The sequence below is a fragment of the Enterococcus sp. H57 genome (assembly GCF_003112495.1).
Lineage (GTDB): Bacteria > Bacillota > Bacilli > Lactobacillales > Enterococcaceae > Enterococcus_B > Enterococcus_B faecium.
The window spans coordinates 1-16840 of record NZ_BEHC01000008.1 but is presented as its reverse complement, the minus strand read 5'-3'; the positions used below and the strand labels follow the sequence as shown (position 1 = coordinate 16840).

The 16840-nt window shown below is 36.1% G+C and carries 17 protein-coding genes, 2 pseudogenes and 1 riboswitch; of the genes and pseudogenes, 16 read left to right on the top strand and 3 right to left on the bottom strand.

Annotation, left to right across the window (positions count from 1 at the left end):
• Positions 1-571 precede the first annotated feature (571 nt).
• The 3 genes from DIZ30_RS02745 to DIZ30_RS13490 all read right to left on the bottom strand — a co-directional run bounded on the left by DIZ30_RS02745 (position 572) and on the right by DIZ30_RS13490 (position 2096).
• Entirely contained in the window at positions 572-799 is a 228-nt protein-coding gene (locus DIZ30_RS02745; protein WP_002295139.1) for a helix-turn-helix transcriptional regulator, read from the bottom strand.
• Between the two features lie 8 nt (positions 800-807).
• Positions 808-1281, bottom strand: a complete 474-nt coding sequence (locus DIZ30_RS02740; protein ID WP_002295138.1) for a DUF2975 domain-containing protein — start codon at positions 1279-1281, stop codon at positions 808-810.
• A 641-nt stretch (positions 1282-1922) separates the two neighbouring features.
• Positions 1923-2096 carry a hypothetical protein gene (locus tag DIZ30_RS13490; protein ID WP_002291299.1) on the bottom strand — a complete coding sequence of 58 codons (174 nt, stop codon included), beginning with the start codon at positions 2094-2096 and terminating at the stop codon, positions 1923-1925.
• 416 nt (positions 2097-2512) lie between these two features.
• Between DIZ30_RS13490 and amaP the strand changes: the two genes are divergently transcribed.
• From amaP to DIZ30_RS02655, 16 genes and pseudogenes are all read left to right on the top strand, one after another.
• On the top strand, positions 2513-3079 hold the full coding sequence (amaP, locus tag DIZ30_RS02735) for an alkaline shock response membrane anchor protein AmaP (protein WP_002297459.1): 567 nt from the start codon (positions 2513-2515) through the stop codon (positions 3077-3079).
• 12 nt (positions 3080-3091) lie between these two features.
• Entirely contained in the window at positions 3092-3280 is a 189-nt protein-coding gene (locus tag DIZ30_RS02730) for a DUF2273 domain-containing protein (RefSeq protein WP_002290682.1), read from the top strand.
• 12 nt (positions 3281-3292) lie between these two features.
• The gene (locus DIZ30_RS02725) at positions 3293-3850 is read left to right on the top strand and encodes an Asp23/Gls24 family envelope stress response protein (protein ID WP_002295944.1); all 558 of its coding nucleotides are present in this window, start codon (positions 3293-3295) and stop codon (positions 3848-3850) included.
• Between the two features lie 31 nt (positions 3851-3881).
• Positions 3882-4124 carry a GlsB/YeaQ/YmgE family stress response membrane protein gene (locus tag DIZ30_RS02720; RefSeq protein ID WP_002290686.1) on the top strand — a complete coding sequence of 81 codons (243 nt, stop codon included), beginning with the start codon at positions 3882-3884 and terminating at the stop codon, positions 4122-4124.
• Between the two features lie 27 nt (positions 4125-4151).
• Complete coding sequence (locus DIZ30_RS13900) at positions 4152-4379, top strand: hypothetical protein (protein ID WP_002297461.1); 228 nt, start codon at positions 4152-4154, stop codon at positions 4377-4379.
• Positions 4380-4464: 85 nt separating this feature from the next.
• Positions 4465-5679 (top strand): ammonium transporter, encoded by a 1215-nt coding sequence (locus tag DIZ30_RS02710; protein ID WP_002296683.1) that lies wholly within the window; start codon positions 4465-4467, stop codon positions 5677-5679.
• 30 nt (positions 5680-5709) lie between these two features.
• Complete coding sequence (locus DIZ30_RS02705) at positions 5710-7137, top strand: amino acid permease (protein WP_109023077.1); 1428 nt, start codon at positions 5710-5712, stop codon at positions 7135-7137.
• A 22-nt stretch (positions 7138-7159) separates the two neighbouring features.
• The gene (glsA, locus tag DIZ30_RS02700) at positions 7160-8086 is read left to right on the top strand and encodes a glutaminase A (RefSeq protein ID WP_002297464.1); all 927 of its coding nucleotides are present in this window, start codon (positions 7160-7162) and stop codon (positions 8084-8086) included.
• A gap of 207 nt (positions 8087-8293) precedes the next feature.
• Positions 8294-9753: pseudogene (locus DIZ30_RS13620) on the top strand (hypothetical protein).
• Positions 9754-9973: 220 nt separating this feature from the next.
• Complete coding sequence (locus DIZ30_RS02685) at positions 9974-11737, top strand: 1-deoxy-D-xylulose-5-phosphate synthase (protein WP_002287770.1); 1764 nt, start codon at positions 9974-9976, stop codon at positions 11735-11737.
• A gap of 83 nt (positions 11738-11820) precedes the next feature.
• Positions 11821-12279, top strand: a complete 459-nt coding sequence (locus tag DIZ30_RS02680; RefSeq protein ID WP_109023076.1) for an ASCH domain-containing protein — start codon at positions 11821-11823, stop codon at positions 12277-12279.
• 108 nt (positions 12280-12387) lie between these two features.
• Positions 12388-13071 (top strand): N-acetylmannosamine-6-phosphate 2-epimerase, encoded by a 684-nt coding sequence (locus tag DIZ30_RS02675; RefSeq protein ID WP_109023075.1) that lies wholly within the window; start codon positions 12388-12390, stop codon positions 13069-13071.
• Positions 13072-13217: 146 nt separating this feature from the next.
• Positions 13218-13832 (top strand): flavin reductase family protein, encoded by a 615-nt coding sequence (locus DIZ30_RS02670; RefSeq protein ID WP_002297470.1) that lies wholly within the window; start codon positions 13218-13220, stop codon positions 13830-13832.
• Between the two features lie 15 nt (positions 13833-13847).
• Positions 13848-14054: a hypothetical protein gene (locus DIZ30_RS02665; protein WP_002287763.1), complete on the top strand. Its 207-nt coding sequence runs from the start codon at positions 13848-13850 to the stop codon at positions 14052-14054.
• Between the two features lie 211 nt (positions 14055-14265).
• Positions 14266-14432, top strand: a riboswitch (M-box (ykoK) riboswitch).
• Positions 14433-14556: 124 nt separating this feature from the next.
• Entirely contained in the window at positions 14557-15720 is a 1164-nt protein-coding gene (locus tag DIZ30_RS02660; protein ID WP_002327010.1) for an FtsW/RodA/SpoVE family cell cycle protein, read from the top strand.
• Between the two features lie 91 nt (positions 15721-15811).
• Positions 15812-16696, top strand: a pseudogene (locus DIZ30_RS02655) (LCP family protein).
• The last annotated feature ends 144 nt before the right edge of the window (positions 16697-16840 follow it).

Below are 16840 nucleotides of genomic sequence, written 5' to 3'. Positions count from 1 at the left end.
CAACAGGTAACCGATACATTAGTTTCAATGTTTACTGAGTAACTAATTATTTTGCAGGAGGACAATTTATTTACACAAAATTATTGACGCTCCCCTGTTATTCAAATCATTTTATCAAAACTACATAGTAAATGGTAAAAAGCAACATGACATAATATATAGAAGGCTTTACAGTATATATGGGAGTTTACTAAAAAAGAATGGAGTAAGAGTTAACACAATGGGCCATTAGCTGAAGTTTTAAGCACTTCAAGGTATGAAACAGAATGGCCTTTAATACTACATGATTATTTAGACTGCTCAAACTGCTATCAGTCTGGTGGAATGAATAAAGTATTATACTAAAAGCAGATCCAACTACAACGTAACAGGAAACCTGTTGTATCAGGAAAAGTGATAGTACATGGAGAAGAAAAGGCCCCCTTTGTATGAGTCAGTACATATCTTATTTATAGATAAAACGGTATTCAATCGAAATAAAAAATCTGAATAATAGACGTAAATAACTTCTAAAAGTCTCACACATCTATCATTCAGATTATTTTTTATTTACTGTTTGTTCTACTTTATTTTATTCTTCTGGTATAGTATTCGAGTCATTTTTATAGGTCAACAAATCACCCGGTTGACACTCCAAAACTTGGCAGATTTTTTCGAGAGTGGAAAAACGGATGGCTTTTGCTTTTCCATTTTTTAGAATAGAGATGTTTGCCATCGTAATGCCCACTTTCTCACTCAATTCAGTCACACTCATTTTTTTTTGAGCTAATACTACATCTAAATTAACGATAATTGCCATGTCGCACCTCACACTGTCAAATCATGATCTGTCTTAAGTAAAATCGCATGTTCAAGCAGTTTTTCCAGCACGCTTGTTAATGTGTATACTGCAAAAGGAATGAATACGACAGCGATTCCTACCAACATCAAACCTGGAGCATCGTCTAAATCCGCTACTTTCATAAATTTAGGAAGTAAGCCAAAAAAAGCGAAACCAATAAACAAAATGGTTCGTTCGATTTTTTTTAGTATGTTTAAGCTTTGAGTGGAAAAAGCTTGGTTATCTTCGATTTTTTTCAATAGTTTCAATAAGAAATAAGCAATAACGATCCCTAGGAGAAGGGCAAAGTAAATGACAGAAACAAATAATGTGGTCTGCCAATCAAAATTGAATCCTTTTTCGCTTGTAGCGATCTGAGTGTAAAAAAGTACGCCGAACAAAATAAATACGGCACTTATACCTAAAACGACAAATTTTAATAGCAATGTTTTAAATTTCATTTTTATCCCTCTTTTATCTTTGATAGCTAAAATATAGCAGAATAATTATTGTAAAACAACTATTTTTTATCGAAAAACAATAAAAATATATCGTTTATAAAAAATGATAGAGTATGAGGGTGTGGAGTGCATTTAACAGCTTTTTTTGATTGTAAGAAACATTTAAAACCAGTTATTTTAGATTCTATGTGTGTCTCTTCTATAATGCTAGTTTAGATGCCTGGGATTATATTGGACAATACAGTTGGAGGATTTTTTATTCTCTAGCGAAGAGAAGTGTAAGTTAACAGAACTGTATGAGAAAAAAGACAACTACGTAGTAGCTAACCGATTCATTAATTTTTTCAAGTTCATGTTTATTTACGTATCAGAATTTTTCTTATTCAATGGTTTGGTGTAATCATCACTTATTTGTCCTTTATTGCTTATACAATGTTATACAAAAGGAAAATCAAGCATTGACGCATGGGGTGTGGTACTATCTAGCTGAAATAGCTTAATAAGCGCAAGTAGATGCATTGGATTAGTTTATAAATCAAAAGTGTTAGAGGTATTAAGAAGAAGTAGAAAAATAAAATGGATTGCCGAATAAAAAGTACCATAAATCCTAAAACATGTGCCAACAGATAGATGGTAGATGTTTATTTTTTTCGATAATTTTGTAACAAAAATACGAAGATGAAAAAGAATAGAGATTCCCATAATGTAGTAGTCCAACTGAATTCTTTACTGATACCAAATACCATATTTCCTAGATTTGATACAATCAAATAGCCAATCGTTATGATCAATGAATAGTACAATCTTTTCATCATAGGACATACCTCGTTTTTATTTATAAGAATAGTATAAACCAAAGAAGTGAATAAGAAAAATGATAATATAAAAATAAAGTAAGAACGCATTAAAGTAACTAAAGTTATTTATTGTATTTTTTAATTCTCCGAAAAAATTTAATAAATAAATAGAATCTTGTAATAATAACTGAGCATAATCTTTGCAATTTTTAATCTTGAATAATATCCTTTAAGTATAGCCAGCAATCAAAAGTAAATAGAGAATAAGTAAGCAATTGTTATTTCAGTATCAGACTGGCAATAAAACGCCGTTATGATCCAGCAATGTTTGGTAGCGCTTTATTTACTGGTGCTATGCTAACTGTTCGCTATCTATACTGTGATTGTCGGTAGAGTTATTTACAGGGTAAAAATAAGTTTATAGGAGGTGGAAAATGAATAAGGGGTTAAAAATAATCGGTGTTATCATGAGTTTACTGCTACTTTCAGTATTTCTAGCGATTGCGTTGATCAATGCGCCGTATATTATGCCTGAACAATTGGAACGATTTCGCTTCTTTACTTTAACGAATTACTACATGCAACAATATATTTTCTGGGCAGCTGTAGTATTTGCCGTTCTTGCTATTATCATCTTGCTAGTCGTTCTTTTCTATCCAAAGTCAAGAGGAACTTTCGTTATGAAACGGGAAGATGGCAAACTAACAATCGACAAAAAAGCGATCGAAGGGTTGGTACGTTCCCATTTACACGAAGAAGAGTTCATTCATTCACCTAAAGTACGGATACGTTCAACGAAAAATCGAATCCATATCCATGTCAACGGAGACTTGAAACGAACTTCTTCATTAGTAGGGAAAACAGGTGTATTGATGCAAGACATCGAAGAAGAAGTGACTAGAGTACTTGGAACAAAAGAAACGGTCAAAGTGGCAGTCACATACAGCGGTTATGAAGAACAAGAAGATACAAGAGACTACAAGCACTCTCGAGTGGAATAGGAGGGCCAAATAATGAAAGAACTATTTTCAGCATACAAGCTCCCTATTATCTTTGGGGGGCTTGGACTACTGCTAGCTGTTTTATGGTTAACGATTGGATTTTTCAAGACATTGTTGATCATAATCATGACAGCAATTGGCGCAGGAATCGGTTTTTATTTGAAACAGACAGGAATAGTTGATCAATTTTTTAAATCATAGGAGGAAACAAAGATGGAAAACAAAAACATGAATACAACAAATGGATCAGTTTTGGCAAATGAAAAAGGAGAAAACCGCATGATGAATGGTGAATTGACTTATGAAGACAAAGTCATCCAAAAAATCATCGGTTATGCATTGAAAGATGTAGATGGTCTATTGACATTAGATGGCGGATTTTTCTCAAATATGGCTGAAAAATTAGTCAACACAGATAACGTAACAGCAGGTATCAATACAGAAGTAGGTAAGAAACAAGTAGCTGTGGATCTAGATGTGATCGTAGAATACGGTAAAGACATCGAAGATATTTACAACCAAATCAAAGAATTAATCAGTACTGAAGTAAACAATATGACACATTTAGATGTTATCGAAGTGAATGTGAATGTTGCAGATATCAAAACACAAGAAGAATACCAAAAAGATCAAGAAACAGTACAAGACAAAGTAACAGAAGCAGCAAAATCAACAGGACAATTTGCTTCACGCCAAACAGATAAAGCAAAATCTGCTGTAGGCAAAGGTGCACAAAAAGTCAAAGAAAATAACGAACCACGTGTACAATAAGAAGTAAGAAGTCAGTTAGGAGGAATTTAAAATGGGATTTATTTGGGCATTAATCGTCGGCGGTATCATTGGAGCAATTGCAGGAGCAATCACGAATAAAGGATCATCAATGGGAATCATCGCAAACATCATTGCTGGTTTAGTAGGTTCAGCAATTGGACAAGCTTTACTAGGGACTTGGGGACCAACAATTGCAGGAATGGCTATCATTCCATCATTGATCGGTGCAATCATTTTAGTATTAGTCGTTTCATTCTTTGCACGTAAATTATAAGCAAATTGAAGAAAAACTTATGTTGAAATGAAGAACAAATTTGAGAACCGTAGCGAAACTCGCTGCGGTTCTTTTTTATATATTTTATATGAAGTATTCTTTATTCCTTATGAAAAAATATCTTTAAAAATAAAAAAAGACGAAAATAAACGGTTTTCTATAAAAAGAAGACCGATTATTTTTTGTCTTTATTTGTGTGAAAAACGAAAAAGAGCACAACACATCAAGCTTTTATTAATTGTCTGTCTTTTATAAATGCAAGTATTAATTCAAAAAAACAGAAGAAAAAAACAACTACACCTTCTTTTATACTCGTAATCGTAGAAAGGAGGCGAAAAAAATGAATACATTACCTATCAATACAGGAGATACAGCATTCATGATTTTATGTACAGCAATGGTTTGCCTGATGACTCCTGGTCTAGCATTTTTTTACGGCGGATTAGCACGGAAGAATAATATACTAACGATCATGTCTCAATCTTTTCTCTCCGTTGGGATAACAACGATTATGTGGGTATTTGGTGGATTCGGATTGGCCTTTGGACGGGATATCGGCGGTGTTATTGGAAACCCGGCAGATTTCTTTTTGATGAGACATGTTACAAGCTTCCCCAACATGTTTCATGGTGCAACGATTCCATTTTTAATGTTCTTTCTTTACCAACTGATGTTTATCGTGATTACCGTTCCTTTGATGACAGGAGCTTTTGCAGGAAGATTGAATTTAAAAGGCTATATTATACTTGTTATTTTTTGGAATCTGCTGATTTATTTCCCTGTTTGCCACTGGATATGGGGCGGCGGATTTTTGGATCAGATGGGATTTAGAGATTTCGCTGGTGGAGCAGTCATCCACACGACAGCTGGATTCGGCTCTTTAGCATGTATCCTCACACTTGGTCAAAGAAAGATTCCTTTAGGAGAAAGAAGTCAGCATAGCAGTCTTATGGCAGCTGCTATCGGTACAGGACTGCTTTGGTTTGGCTGGTTCGGTTTTAATTCCGGTGGTGCACTTCGAGCAGATGAACAAGCAGTCAATGCATTTGGTTCAACATTCATCGCTCTTGCATTTGCGATGATTACTTGGCTGATCATTGCAAAAGTAAAAGGAAATGGCTTTGATTTTGTCGACGTACTAACAGGATCCGTTGCTGGATTGGCAGCCATTACGCCTTGTGCCGGTTATGTAGAAGCAAAAAGTGCCATGCTGATTGGGATCATTGCGGGTATCGTCTGTCATGCTGCTGTTGATTTTCGTAAAAAGAAACAATGGGATGATGCACTTGATGTGTGGGGTGTTCATGGCATGGGCGGATTCACAGGTACGATTCTGATAGGGATCTTTGCATCTAACAGCCATCTACTAACGAATCCAAGCAGCTGGTACTTCTTAGGGATTCAAGTGATTGGTGTCATCATTACTGCCGTGTATGCCTATGTGCTGACAACAGTGATTTTAAAATCGGCGATGCATTTTACAACGATCACTACTACAAAAGAAGAACAAGAAGAAGGATTGGACTTTTTCTTCTTTGGCAACAAACTCAATTGAAACAAATTCAAATAGAAAAGAGGAAGATTCATGCAACAAAGCAAAACGAAAATTCCTGCAAAAAAATTAACGTTCTTTGGCTTTTTGGCTATGACCATCTCAATGGTCGTTTCATTATATGAATATCCCACATTCGCGACCTCAGGCTTCAGCTTAGTATTTTTCTTGTTATTAGGCGGTTTGCTATGGTTTATCCCTGTGGCATTGTGCGCAGCAGAGATGGCAACGGTGAAAGGATGGGAAAAAGGCGGTGTCTATACTTGGGTCAGTCGCACATTGGGAAAACGATTCGGTTTTGCCGCAATCTTTTTCCAATGGTTTGAGATAACAGTTGGCTACTTGACCATGCTGTATTTCTTAACTGGTGCATTATCCTATGCAACGGGTATTGGTGCTATACAAAACAATAAATATCTGAAATTGGCAATCCTATTGATTATTTTCTGGGCTATTTTACTCTCACAGTTAAAAGGAACCAAATACACTTCATTGATTGCTCGGATCGGTTTTGTAGCTGGTATCTTGTTGCCAGCATTAGTCCTGTTTGGCTTAGGGATCCATTATGTCGCTTCAGGCGCTCCACTACAAACGACACTGTCTATGAAAACATTGATTCCTGATTTTTCGAAATTGCCTACGCTGGTTGTTTTTGTTTCCTTTATTTTAGCATATATGGGCGTAGAAACATCTGCCAGTCATGCAAATGAAATGGAAAACCCTAAAAAGAATTATCCATTAGCAATGTTTGTATTGGTTATTCTGGCAATCATTTTAGATACTTTTGGCGGATTGACCGTCGCTACTACAGTACCTCAACATGGTTTGTCTCTTAATACAGGGGTGATTCAATCGTTAGAATTCCTATTAAGACACATTGATCCAAATCTTGCATGGATTGCGAAAATTCTTGCGATTCTTGTTTGTTTAGGTGTCATCGGAGAAATTGCTTCTTGGGTAACCTCTCCTTCAAAAGCACTTCACGTAGCAGCAGAAGAAGGATTACTTCCTGAATATTTTGCAAAAGAAAACACACACGGTGTTCCTGCTCATTTGATGATCGCCAATGGGATCGTTGCAACAATCTGGGCAGCCGTCTTTACATTAAGCGGCGGGGGGAATAATCTTTCATTTCTTGCAGCGATGTCATTGACTGTTGTAATCTACCTGATGTTGTACTTTATGTTTTTCGCGGGCTATTTGAAGCTGGTTTTTAAAGATGACAGTCTTGAAAGAGCCTATCAGGTTCCAGGCGGAAAAGTTGTAAAAGTAATCGTTGCTTGTTTAGGTCTTTTGACTTCACTTTTTGCTTTTTGTATCTCATTTGTTCCACCTGCTAGTATCGCAGCTGGACAGCATGGGATTTATGAAACGATTCTGATTGTTTCTTATCTTATCGTCTTAGTTATTCCATTTACGATCTACGCATGCCGTCATAAATTCCAGCATGCAGAAAAATAAAAAATGAAAGCTGGTTATTCAAATGGAAGTAAAAGAATTAGAACAATTGATTGGAAAAAATTTCCACTATTATCAAACAGGACAAGTGGCGGATTACATTCCAGCATTAGCTGAAGTGGATCCTAAACAATTAGGTATGGCGATTTATGATTTGGATACAAAACAACTGATTGAGGGAGGAGATGCCGATGTGCGCTTTGCCATCGAAAGCATGTCAAAAGTTCCCGTATTGTTATTAGCAATCAAAGACAACGGAATAGAAAAAGTCTTTCAAACAATCAACACGGAACCAACCGGTTTTGCCTTCAATTCTATCATGAATATGGAAATCAATCATCGCAAACATCCAATGAATCCTTTTGTTAATGCAGGAGCGATTGCAACAACCTCGTTGATTGCCGGTAAAGATGCAGATGAAAAATTTGAGCGAATCTTGTCATTTATGAAAGAGATCTGTGATGATCCTAATATCACATTGAATGAAGAAATCTATCATTCTGAATCAAGAACAGGTGATATCAATCGCTCTCTTGCTTACTATATGAAAGGTAATCAAATGATCGAAGGAGACGTACCGGAGATACTCGATGCTTATTTCAGACAATGCTCCCTCAATGTCACCGCTACAGGCATAGCAAAATTAGCTGCTGTGCTGGCAAATAAAGGAATTGCTCCTTGGGATGGCAAACAAATCATTACTGAAGAAAGTGCTACAATCGTCAAATCAATTATGACAACTGCTGGTTTGTATGATGAATCAGGAGAGTTTTCCGTCCATGTTGGTGTACCTGCAAAAAGCGGTGTAGGCGGCGGGTTGATGGCAGCTGTGCCAAATCGTTACGGCATAGGTGTCTTCAGCCCGGCACTAGATCCATTTGGTAACAGCGCAGCTGGTATCCAATTGTTGAAAGATGTAGTCAAAGAACTAGACGCTGACATCTTTGAATAACCATTCTTGAAAGAGGCTGGGGTAAAAGTCCAAACGGCTCAAAGTTACCTACAATGAGGCTGAAATTGTGAGCTTGTTTGACTTTTGTCCCAGTTTCTTTTTTTATTGGTTTTTGAAAGGGCTTTTCTAAATAAAAAGGAAACAAAAATATGATTTACAGATATGATTAAATAAACTCATAAGAAAAACTGGAGGCGTGTATCAGGAATGCTGGAAAATTACATCGAGCGAAATATATTTAGAAAAGTGTATCTGTGTGAACAATTATTTGAATTCCAAGAAATAGATATCGAACAAACAGCTATTTCTCTAAGGGTGACTACACCAACGATCCTTCACGATCTAGAAAGTCTAGCCGAGTGTCTAGAATATTGTATAAAAGAACAAGTAAGAGAGAAGCATAAGTATAAACTCGTATTCAAACATGGTATTGCTCTTTCTGAGCTCACACAGTTTCTGTACGGTCAATCTTATTTTTTAAAGTTTTTAAGTTATTATTTTGATGGTATATTCACGAGTACAGAACTGGCTGATCTTGAATTTATTTCTTTGAGCAAAGTATATACAATCAAAAAAATCGTATTGGATTTTTTAAAGAAAATGATTATTTGAAAAATAAAGAAATCATTATCCCAGAATTTGACTCGCGGAACATCTTGCTAGCTTTAGTACGCTATGTCAATTGGGAAGGCTATGAAAATAAAAATCCGTATGTAGAAGAAGCTTGTAACGAGTTGATTGATTATGTAGAGACTCATTTTTTTAAAAGAAGATATTCGGAAGATGAAAAGTCCTTTATCATACGAGGAATAGAGATCGCAATCGGAAGAAAGGCATTTCCCCTTGGACTGAAAGAAGAAGATAAGAAAAGCGCAGAAACGAAGCCGTTATTTCAATTAGTTTGTCAAGGATTGGAAGAGCAAAAAGGAATTCTAGACTTACAAGAAGAAGATGTCTATTATATTTTTTCCTTGTTCAACAGTAGAAATTATACCAATGAGAACATGGAGCTGTTAAGAAAAGATTTCGAAGTTGTTTATAAAAATTTTGTTCTCAATGACCTATCACTGAATGAATTGATTTTACAGATTATTAGTATCGCTGAAATCGACGATGCAGAAAATTTTATTTTCAAGCAATCCTTTTTACAATTTGTCCGTACGTTGTGGGCAGATGGACAAGTATTTTTACCGGAAAGGATCTATCTTCTATCAGAAAAAGAACAACTTCTGTACGGAAAAATTGTAGAAATATTGGAAGAGTGGAAAAAGAAAAATCAAATCCAACTAAGATGGAATGAAAATTTCATTCGAAAATTCGTCAAAAGTCTTTCTTTGATCAACAGTGAACAAGCGGGGAGACAGGAAATAGAAATTTTTGTTGTTTCAGAAAGTTCAGTCAAACAATTTTTTTATCGAACCCAATTTCATTTGTATGCGGAAGAAGGCATCGCCGAAATAAATCCTATTTTATTTCGTTCATTAGAAGAATTGCCTGATGAATGTCTATGTGCGAAAAAAAGAGTGGTTTTGTGCGATGCTGCTAGCTATCAAAATGGATTAGAAACTGAAAAGACAAAGATCTATCCAATCTCATTAAAAGGTGCAAACATCCATTTGTATCATATTGCTCAGGAACTTCACCTATTAAAAAAACATATTTCTTGATGAGACCTTAATTAGGAGACCTTCTACAAAGCTTTTTAATTGTCTGTAGAAGGTTTTTATTTGAGTCCTGATTCGTGCGAAGATCTACTTATATAACAAGCTTTCTCTGAAATTTTTTTAAAATGCTATTGACTTAGAGTCAACTCTAAGTAGTAGAATAGATAAAGTGTAACAAATCTATTTTCATTAAAAGAAGATAGTACGGAGGAGAGAATGTATTATGAGTACAGTATTACATGTATTGGATGCAATCAATAGCCCCGCAGATGTCAAAAAATTATCTGTTGAGGAAATGAAACAGTTGGCAGAAGAGATGCGCCAAAAAATCTTGCAAAAGGACAGCGATGTAGGTGGGCACGTTGGTCCGAATCTAGGTGTAGTAGAATTAACGATTGCGTTTCATTATGTATTTGATTCACCAAAGGATAAAATCGTTTGGGATGTTTCCCATCAGTCTTATGGTCATAAGCTTTTAACTGGTCGAAAAAATGGTTTTGAAAAAGGACATTACCGTGAAGTGAGCGGATATTCCAACCAACATGAAAGTAAACATGACTATTTTACAGTGGGGCACACATCTACATCTATCAGCTTAGCAACAGGTTTAGCTAAAGCGAGAGATCTGAAGAAAGAATCAGGAAATGTGGTAGCATTTATCGGTGACGGCTCCCTAAGTGGTGGCTTAGCTTTTGAAGGATTGAACAATGGTGGTGTTTTACAATCCAATCTAATCGTATTAGTAAACGATAATGAGATGTCTATTGATGAGAACCATGGCAGTTTATATAAAAACTTAGCTGAGCTTCGTCAAACCAACGGTAAAAGCAGCAATAACCTATTTAAAGCAATGGGATTTGATTATCGTTACGTGGATAATGGAAACGATCTGGAAACGGTGATCCGTTTATTTGAAGAAGTAAAAGATATTGATCATCCGATTGTACTTCACGTACATACGGAAAAAGGTCGCGGTTATCAGCCGGCAATCGATAATAAAATGAAATATCATTGGCATGTACCATTTGATCTGTCCACTGGGGAGGCAAAGCAAGTAACTTCTGGAGAAACATTTAATATGATCATCATGGATTATTTGGATAAGAAAATGCAAACAAGTACAGCTCCTATTGCCGCAGTCAATGCAGCGATACCAGGCGCCTTTGGACTGAAAACATTCCAAGAAAAACATCCAGATCATTATTTTGACGTGGGGATCGCTGAACAGCACTCTATCACTTTCGCTTCTGCTTTGGCTTCTCAGGGAGTACGTCCAGTCGTCTTCCAATCAAGTACTTTCTTGCAACGGGCATATGATCAATTATCACATGATTTAGCGATCAACGAGAATCCAGTGATTATTTTAGTCGGTGGCGGAACGATCTCAGCTAGTGACCGAACACACCAAGGAACATTTGACATTCCTTACTTATCAAGTATACCGAACATCAAATATCTTGCTCCAGCAACAAAAGAGGATATGATCTCTATGCTAGATTGGGCGTTCGAACAAACAGCGCAGCCTGTAGCAATCCGGATTCCTACACATGGTGTAGAACATGGTACAGCTATCGCAAATGATTATAGTATTCCAGCCTATCAAACAGTAAATAATGGAGGAAAAGTAGCAATTTTAGCTTTAGGCGGTTTTCTTGAATTAGGAAAAGAAACAGTAAAAGCTTTTAGAAAAAAAGGAATCGAAGCAACGTTGATCAATCCAGGAACGATCACAGAAAATGACGTAGAAACATTAGATAAATTAAAAGAAACACATGAATTAGTCATCACATTAGAAGATGGTAGTTTGTCAGGAGGATTTGGCGAAAATATCAGTCGTTATTATGGTGATTCTTCAATGAACGTATTAAATTTTGGTGCAGAGAAAGAATTCACGGATAGCGTTCCTGTAGGGCAGCTTTATGAACGTTATCATTTAACACCAAAACAAATCGTTGAAGATAGTCTGCGTGTCTTGAATATTCAATAATTCATTATGCTCACCATCCAGATAATTGTTTATACTAGTATCTGGATGGTTTTTTCATTATAAAAAGCAAAGGGGTGGATGTTATGTATCAGCAAGTAGAAGAATATGTCAAAAAGTTCCAAAAAAAATATCCTAGTTATCAATCAGAAAAATTAGGTTTCTTTTCATTTGAGGATACAGAAAAAATGGCAGACGAGTTGAGCGAACTAGTTGTAAAAAAGATAAAGACTGGTACATCAAGTGGTTACGATCTGTATAAACAAGAGAATGAGCCTTTACCAAAAGTTGGTCAATTAGACGTGGTCCTGAATGGAAAAAATGAACCAGTTTGTATCATCAAAAATATAAATGTGACCATCTTGCCTTTTAGTGAAGTCACGAAAGAGCATGCTTGGAAAGAAGTAGAAGGGGATCGGACATTAGTTTATTGGCGGAAAGTCCATGCTGAGTTTTTTAAACATGCTTATAAAGAAGCGTTGAACATAGAATTTACAGAAGAGAAGCTGGTCGTATACGAAGAATTTGAAGTAATTTTCTTTTAGTAAGAAAGGTCTGCTGAAAGAAATAGCTCATTATTGACTCCTGAATAGAAAAGGGTTACATTTTTATATGAAGCTGTATTTTTATATAACATTACTGGAGGAGATATTGTGGATACACTGGAACAAATCAAAGGCGGAGTCGTCGTTTCTTGTCAAGCTTTGGAAAACGAGCCGCTACACAGTTCTTTTATTATGGGGAGAATGGCTTTGGCTGCAAAAGAAGGCGGAGCAGTTGGTATTCGAGCAAATACGACAGAAGATATCAATGAAATCAAGCGAATCGTTGATTTACCGGTAATAGGGATTATCAAAAGAGATTACGATGGGTCAGAAGTGTTTATTACTGCGACAGAAAAAGAAGTGGAAGAACTTTTGGAGACGCAAGCAGAAATCATTGCACTGGATGCAACTTCTCGTAAACGTCCGACAGAAAAAACAACTGCTGAACTTGTCCAAATGATTCACGAACACGGTCGGTTAGCTATGGCAGATATTTCGACTTTTGAGGAAGCGATTCAAGCGCAAGAAGATGGTTTTGATCTTTTGTCTACGACTTTAGCAGGCTATACAGAATATTCACGAAAGACGCAGACACCTGATTTTGATTTATTGAATCAAATCATAGAACAAGTCGATATCCCAGTAATTATGGAAGGACATACTGACTCTCCTGAACAAGTAGAGAAAGCATATGAATTAGGTGCTTTTTCAGTCGTAGTTGGATCTATTATCACCCGTCCGCAATTGATCACTAAAAGATATGTCGAAGCCGCAAGTAAAGCAAATAACTAAAAAACACGCACGGTACAGATTCTTGACAAAAAAGAAAAATTGATAGATAGTTTAAAGCAGATTCTAAGAAGATGAAAAAAGCATTACTTTTCATTTTGTCTTCAAGATCTGCTTTTTAACGAATTTTATAGAAAGAAGGCGAAACCATGTTTGAACGGAGTCCTTCAGAATTGACAGAACGTGAAAATTACAAGTTGCTGATTGGTTCAGTCATCCCTAGACCAGTAGCAGTAGTAACGACTAAATCAGCAAAAGATATAGTGAATATCGCACCCTTCAGTTACTTCAATATCGTCAGTTCGAATCCACCCATCTTATCCTTGGCGATCCAGAGAAAACAAGATGCAGTAAAAGACACAGCAAAGAATATTCTTGAGACAAGAGAAGCTGTTATCCATATCCTTGATGAGGACAACGTAGAAGAAGTAAATAAAACAGCAGCCAATCTGCCTAATGAGGAAAGCGAACTGTACCTGACTGACTTGACTTTAACTGATTCAGTAATCATTTCAGTACCAGCATTGACAGAAGCAAAAGTTCGTTTTGAAACATCCTTGTATGAACATGTCGAGATACGGAATAAAAATAAAGTAACAGCTGATTTATTTTTGCTAGAAGTACAGAAATATCATTTAAATGAAACAGTCTATGATGATAAGACAGGAAGGATCGATCCAAGAAAATTGAATGCTGTAAGCCGTTTGGCAGGAAATGATTATGCAGCAATAGGAGAAATTTTCACGATTGCACGTCCCGAATAAAAAGGAGCACTAGTTATGTTAAAAATAAGCTATAAACCATCGACAGATTCAAAAGAAATGAAAAAAGAATATGAAACAGTGAATGATTTTCTGCAAGGGCAGTACTTAGAAGTTCCGCCATTGCAAGACCATTTTGTCGTTACTACTGTTACTTTAGATGGTAAGGAAATAGAAATGCCAGATCAAACGATTAGCGGATTGTTTAATTACTTTAACAAATAAATATTTATTCCGAAAAGTGAAAAAACACATAAAACTAAAAATTATCAAAGAATCCTGGTGCAACTGAAAGAATTTGCAACGGGATTCTTTCAACTTATTTGTTATTTTTTTCTAAAAAATATTAAAGATTGTTAAATTTCACTATTTCATTTCAAATTCCATTGCCTAATCATTAGGAAAAGTCTATCATGAAATCGTAAATAGAATATAGTAATAACCTTGTTAGGTGAGGCTCCTATACAAACATAGGCTGTTGCCCAGAAACGTCGAAAGTCGCCAATGGGTAAAACAGAAACTGTCGGATTAAGGCTTTTTCCAATAGCTAAGAATGTTTTCTTTACGTTGTATAGTGCTAAAACTCGGACGATGAGATGATGCTAGGTCAGAATTCTTGTTCGAAAAGGTTTCTGACCTTTTCTTTATATTTTTGTGACTGACTTATTTGATGAGACAAACTCGCTCCTCACCTGACAAGTGGATTGCTGTGTGAGGAGGAGATGCGGTGAAAAAAAGAAAAAAGATCGATTGGTGGATTTTGGGTCCTTATTTGACTTTGTCCATGATCGGTCTTTTAGAAGTATACAGTGCCAGTTCTTATCGTTTATTGCAAGCCGATGAAAATACAAAAAGTCTATTATTGCGTCAACTAATTTTCATATTTTTGAGTTGGAGCGTGATCTTCTTAGCTCGTTCAGTCAAACTACACTATTTACTTCACCCTAAAATAGCAGGATACGGTTTAGCCTTATCAATTTTCTTTTTAGTATTAGTAAGAATAGGGATATTCGGTGTCACTGTCAATGGCGCACAACGTTGGATCTCTCTGTTTGGCATTCAATTCCAGCCTTCTGAACTGGCAAATCTTTTTTTGATTTTTTATTTAAGCTGGTTTTTTCGTGACGGAAATAGTAGCCCAAAAGATCTAAAAAAACCATTCCTGATTACAGTAGGTATAACTTTTCTGATTTTATTCCAGCCAAAGATTGCTGGAGCATTGATGATCCTTTCGATTGCGTGGATCATATTTTGGGCAGCGGCGGTTCCATTTAAAAAAGGGATCTATCTAATCGTTACTTTTTCTGCATTGCTGATTGGAGCAGCAGGCGGGGTATTATATTTAGGAAATAAAGGTTGGCTTCCACAGATGTTTAATCATGCTTATGAAAGGATCGCGACTTTAAGAGATCCTTTTATCGATAGTCATGGTGCGGGCTATCAAATGACCCATTCGTTTTATGCACTATATAATGGTGGCATATTTGGGCGGGGATTAGGAAATAGTATCACAAAAAAAGGGTATCTTCCAGAGACAGAAACAGATTTTATTTTTTCGATTATTACAGAAGAGCTTGGGCTAATCGGTGCATTGTGTGTGCTTTTCTTATTGTTCTCATTATGCATGAGAATCTTTTGTTTAAGCAGTCGCTGTAAAAATCAGCAAGCTGGATTGTTTCTTTTAGGATTCGGAACTTTGCTATTCGTTCAGACGATAATGAACGTGGGAAGTATCGCGGGGCTGATGCCAATGACTGGTGTGCCATTGCCATTTGTTAGCTACGGAGGAACAAGTTATCTGATCCTTTCTTTAGGAATCGGAATCACGTTGAATATTTCTTCAAAGATACAGGCCGAAGAGTTGCCGCTCTATCGAACTGAAAAACAATAAAGAGAAACTGAGAAACTCTCAGTTTGAATTATCATAAAGTACAATCTTTTATTTTTCAAGCGAGAGGTTCTTTTAGAAAGAGGAATTCGCAATGAAAGTATCTCAAAAAATCATATTATCTATTTTGTTACTGCTTACATTAGTAGTTGGCTATTTTTCGATTGAGTTTATCCATGGATTTTCGTCTGCAAAACAGAGTTCAACTGTGAAAAAGGTAGAGCCGAAAAGTGTCCCTACCACACTAAATGTGGCTTTGATTGGTTCAGATGCTCGTTCGAAAGACGAAAACGGTCGCTCGGATTCACTTCTGGTTGCACAATACAACCAGAAAACACAACAAGCAAAACTGATCTCTATCATGAGAGATTCATATGTCGATATTCCAGGTTACGGAATGAATAAGATAAATGTAGCTTACTCTTATGGGGGAGTTGATTTATTAAATCAAACATTAAAGGAAAATTTCAAATTTTAAGCTCCCTATTATGCAAGTATCACATTTCAAGATTTTATCGATTGCGTTAATGAACTGTTTCCTGGTGGAGTCAAGATCGATGCAGAAAAATCTCTAGATTTAGATGGCGTATATATAAACAAAGGAGAGCAAGTGATGGATGGTAATACTTTACTCCAGTATGCTCGATTTCGGGAAGACAAAGAAGGAGACTTCGGGAGGATCAGAAGGCAGCAGCAAGTGATCAAAGCTATCTCTCAGCAGCTGAAAGACGTAACTTCAATATTCAAGCTACCCAAAGCGGTTGGGAAATTACTTGGTAGTATCCAAACGAACCTTCCAGAAAGTGTGCTTCTGGATTGTGGTATGGATTTCCTCAAAAACAATAATAAAAAGATTGATACATTATCCGTACCAGTAGACGGCAGTTGGGACTTCAACGACAATACGCCTTCCGGAAGTGTTCTGGAATTAGATTTGACCAAAAACCAAGAAGCAATCAAAAAATTTCTGAATAATTAAGTAAAGAAAATAAAAGAAGTTAGAAATAACAATCTATGTTATGTTCTGACTTGAGAGTATAAAATATTTTGTGTAAATGAAAAAATCCATACAAAAAAGGAAGTCCCTTCTGTAGAATAAAGTTAACGACAACCAATTCACAGA

Bases quoted from the DNA above. Each gene is read 5' to 3' on its own strand.
- DIZ30_RS02745 (WP_002295139.1), bottom strand. From the start codon at position 799: ATGGCAATTATCGTTAATTTAGATGTAGTATTAGCTCAAAAAAAAATG.
- DIZ30_RS02740 (WP_002295138.1), bottom strand. From the start codon at position 1,281: ATGAAATTTAAAACATTGCTATTAAAATTTGTCGTTTTAGGTATAAGT.
- DIZ30_RS13490 (WP_002291299.1), bottom strand. From the start codon at position 2,096: ATGATGAAAAGATTGTACTATTCATTGATCATAACGATTGGCTATTTG.
- amaP (WP_002297459.1), top strand. From the start codon at position 2,513: ATGAATAAGGGGTTAAAAATAATCGGTGTTATCATGAGTTTACTGCTA.
- DIZ30_RS02730 (WP_002290682.1), top strand. From the start codon at position 3,092: ATGAAAGAACTATTTTCAGCATACAAGCTCCCTATTATCTTTGGGGGG.
- DIZ30_RS02725 (WP_002295944.1), top strand. From the start codon at position 3,293: ATGGAAAACAAAAACATGAATACAACAAATGGATCAGTTTTGGCAAAT.
- DIZ30_RS02720 (WP_002290686.1), top strand. From the start codon at position 3,882: ATGGGATTTATTTGGGCATTAATCGTCGGCGGTATCATTGGAGCAATT.
- DIZ30_RS13900 (WP_002297461.1), top strand. From the start codon at position 4,152: ATGAAGAACAAATTTGAGAACCGTAGCGAAACTCGCTGCGGTTCTTTT.
- DIZ30_RS02710 (WP_002296683.1), top strand. From the start codon at position 4,465: ATGAATACATTACCTATCAATACAGGAGATACAGCATTCATGATTTTA.
- DIZ30_RS02705 (WP_109023077.1), top strand. From the start codon at position 5,710: ATGCAACAAAGCAAAACGAAAATTCCTGCAAAAAAATTAACGTTCTTT.
- glsA (WP_002297464.1), top strand. From the start codon at position 7,160: ATGGAAGTAAAAGAATTAGAACAATTGATTGGAAAAAATTTCCACTAT.
- DIZ30_RS02685 (WP_002287770.1), top strand. From the start codon at position 9,974: ATGAGTACAGTATTACATGTATTGGATGCAATCAATAGCCCCGCAGAT.
- DIZ30_RS02680 (WP_109023076.1), top strand. From the start codon at position 11,821: ATGTATCAGCAAGTAGAAGAATATGTCAAAAAGTTCCAAAAAAAATAT.
- DIZ30_RS02670 (WP_002297470.1), top strand. From the start codon at position 13,218: ATGTTTGAACGGAGTCCTTCAGAATTGACAGAACGTGAAAATTACAAG.
- DIZ30_RS02665 (WP_002287763.1), top strand. From the start codon at position 13,848: ATGTTAAAAATAAGCTATAAACCATCGACAGATTCAAAAGAAATGAAA.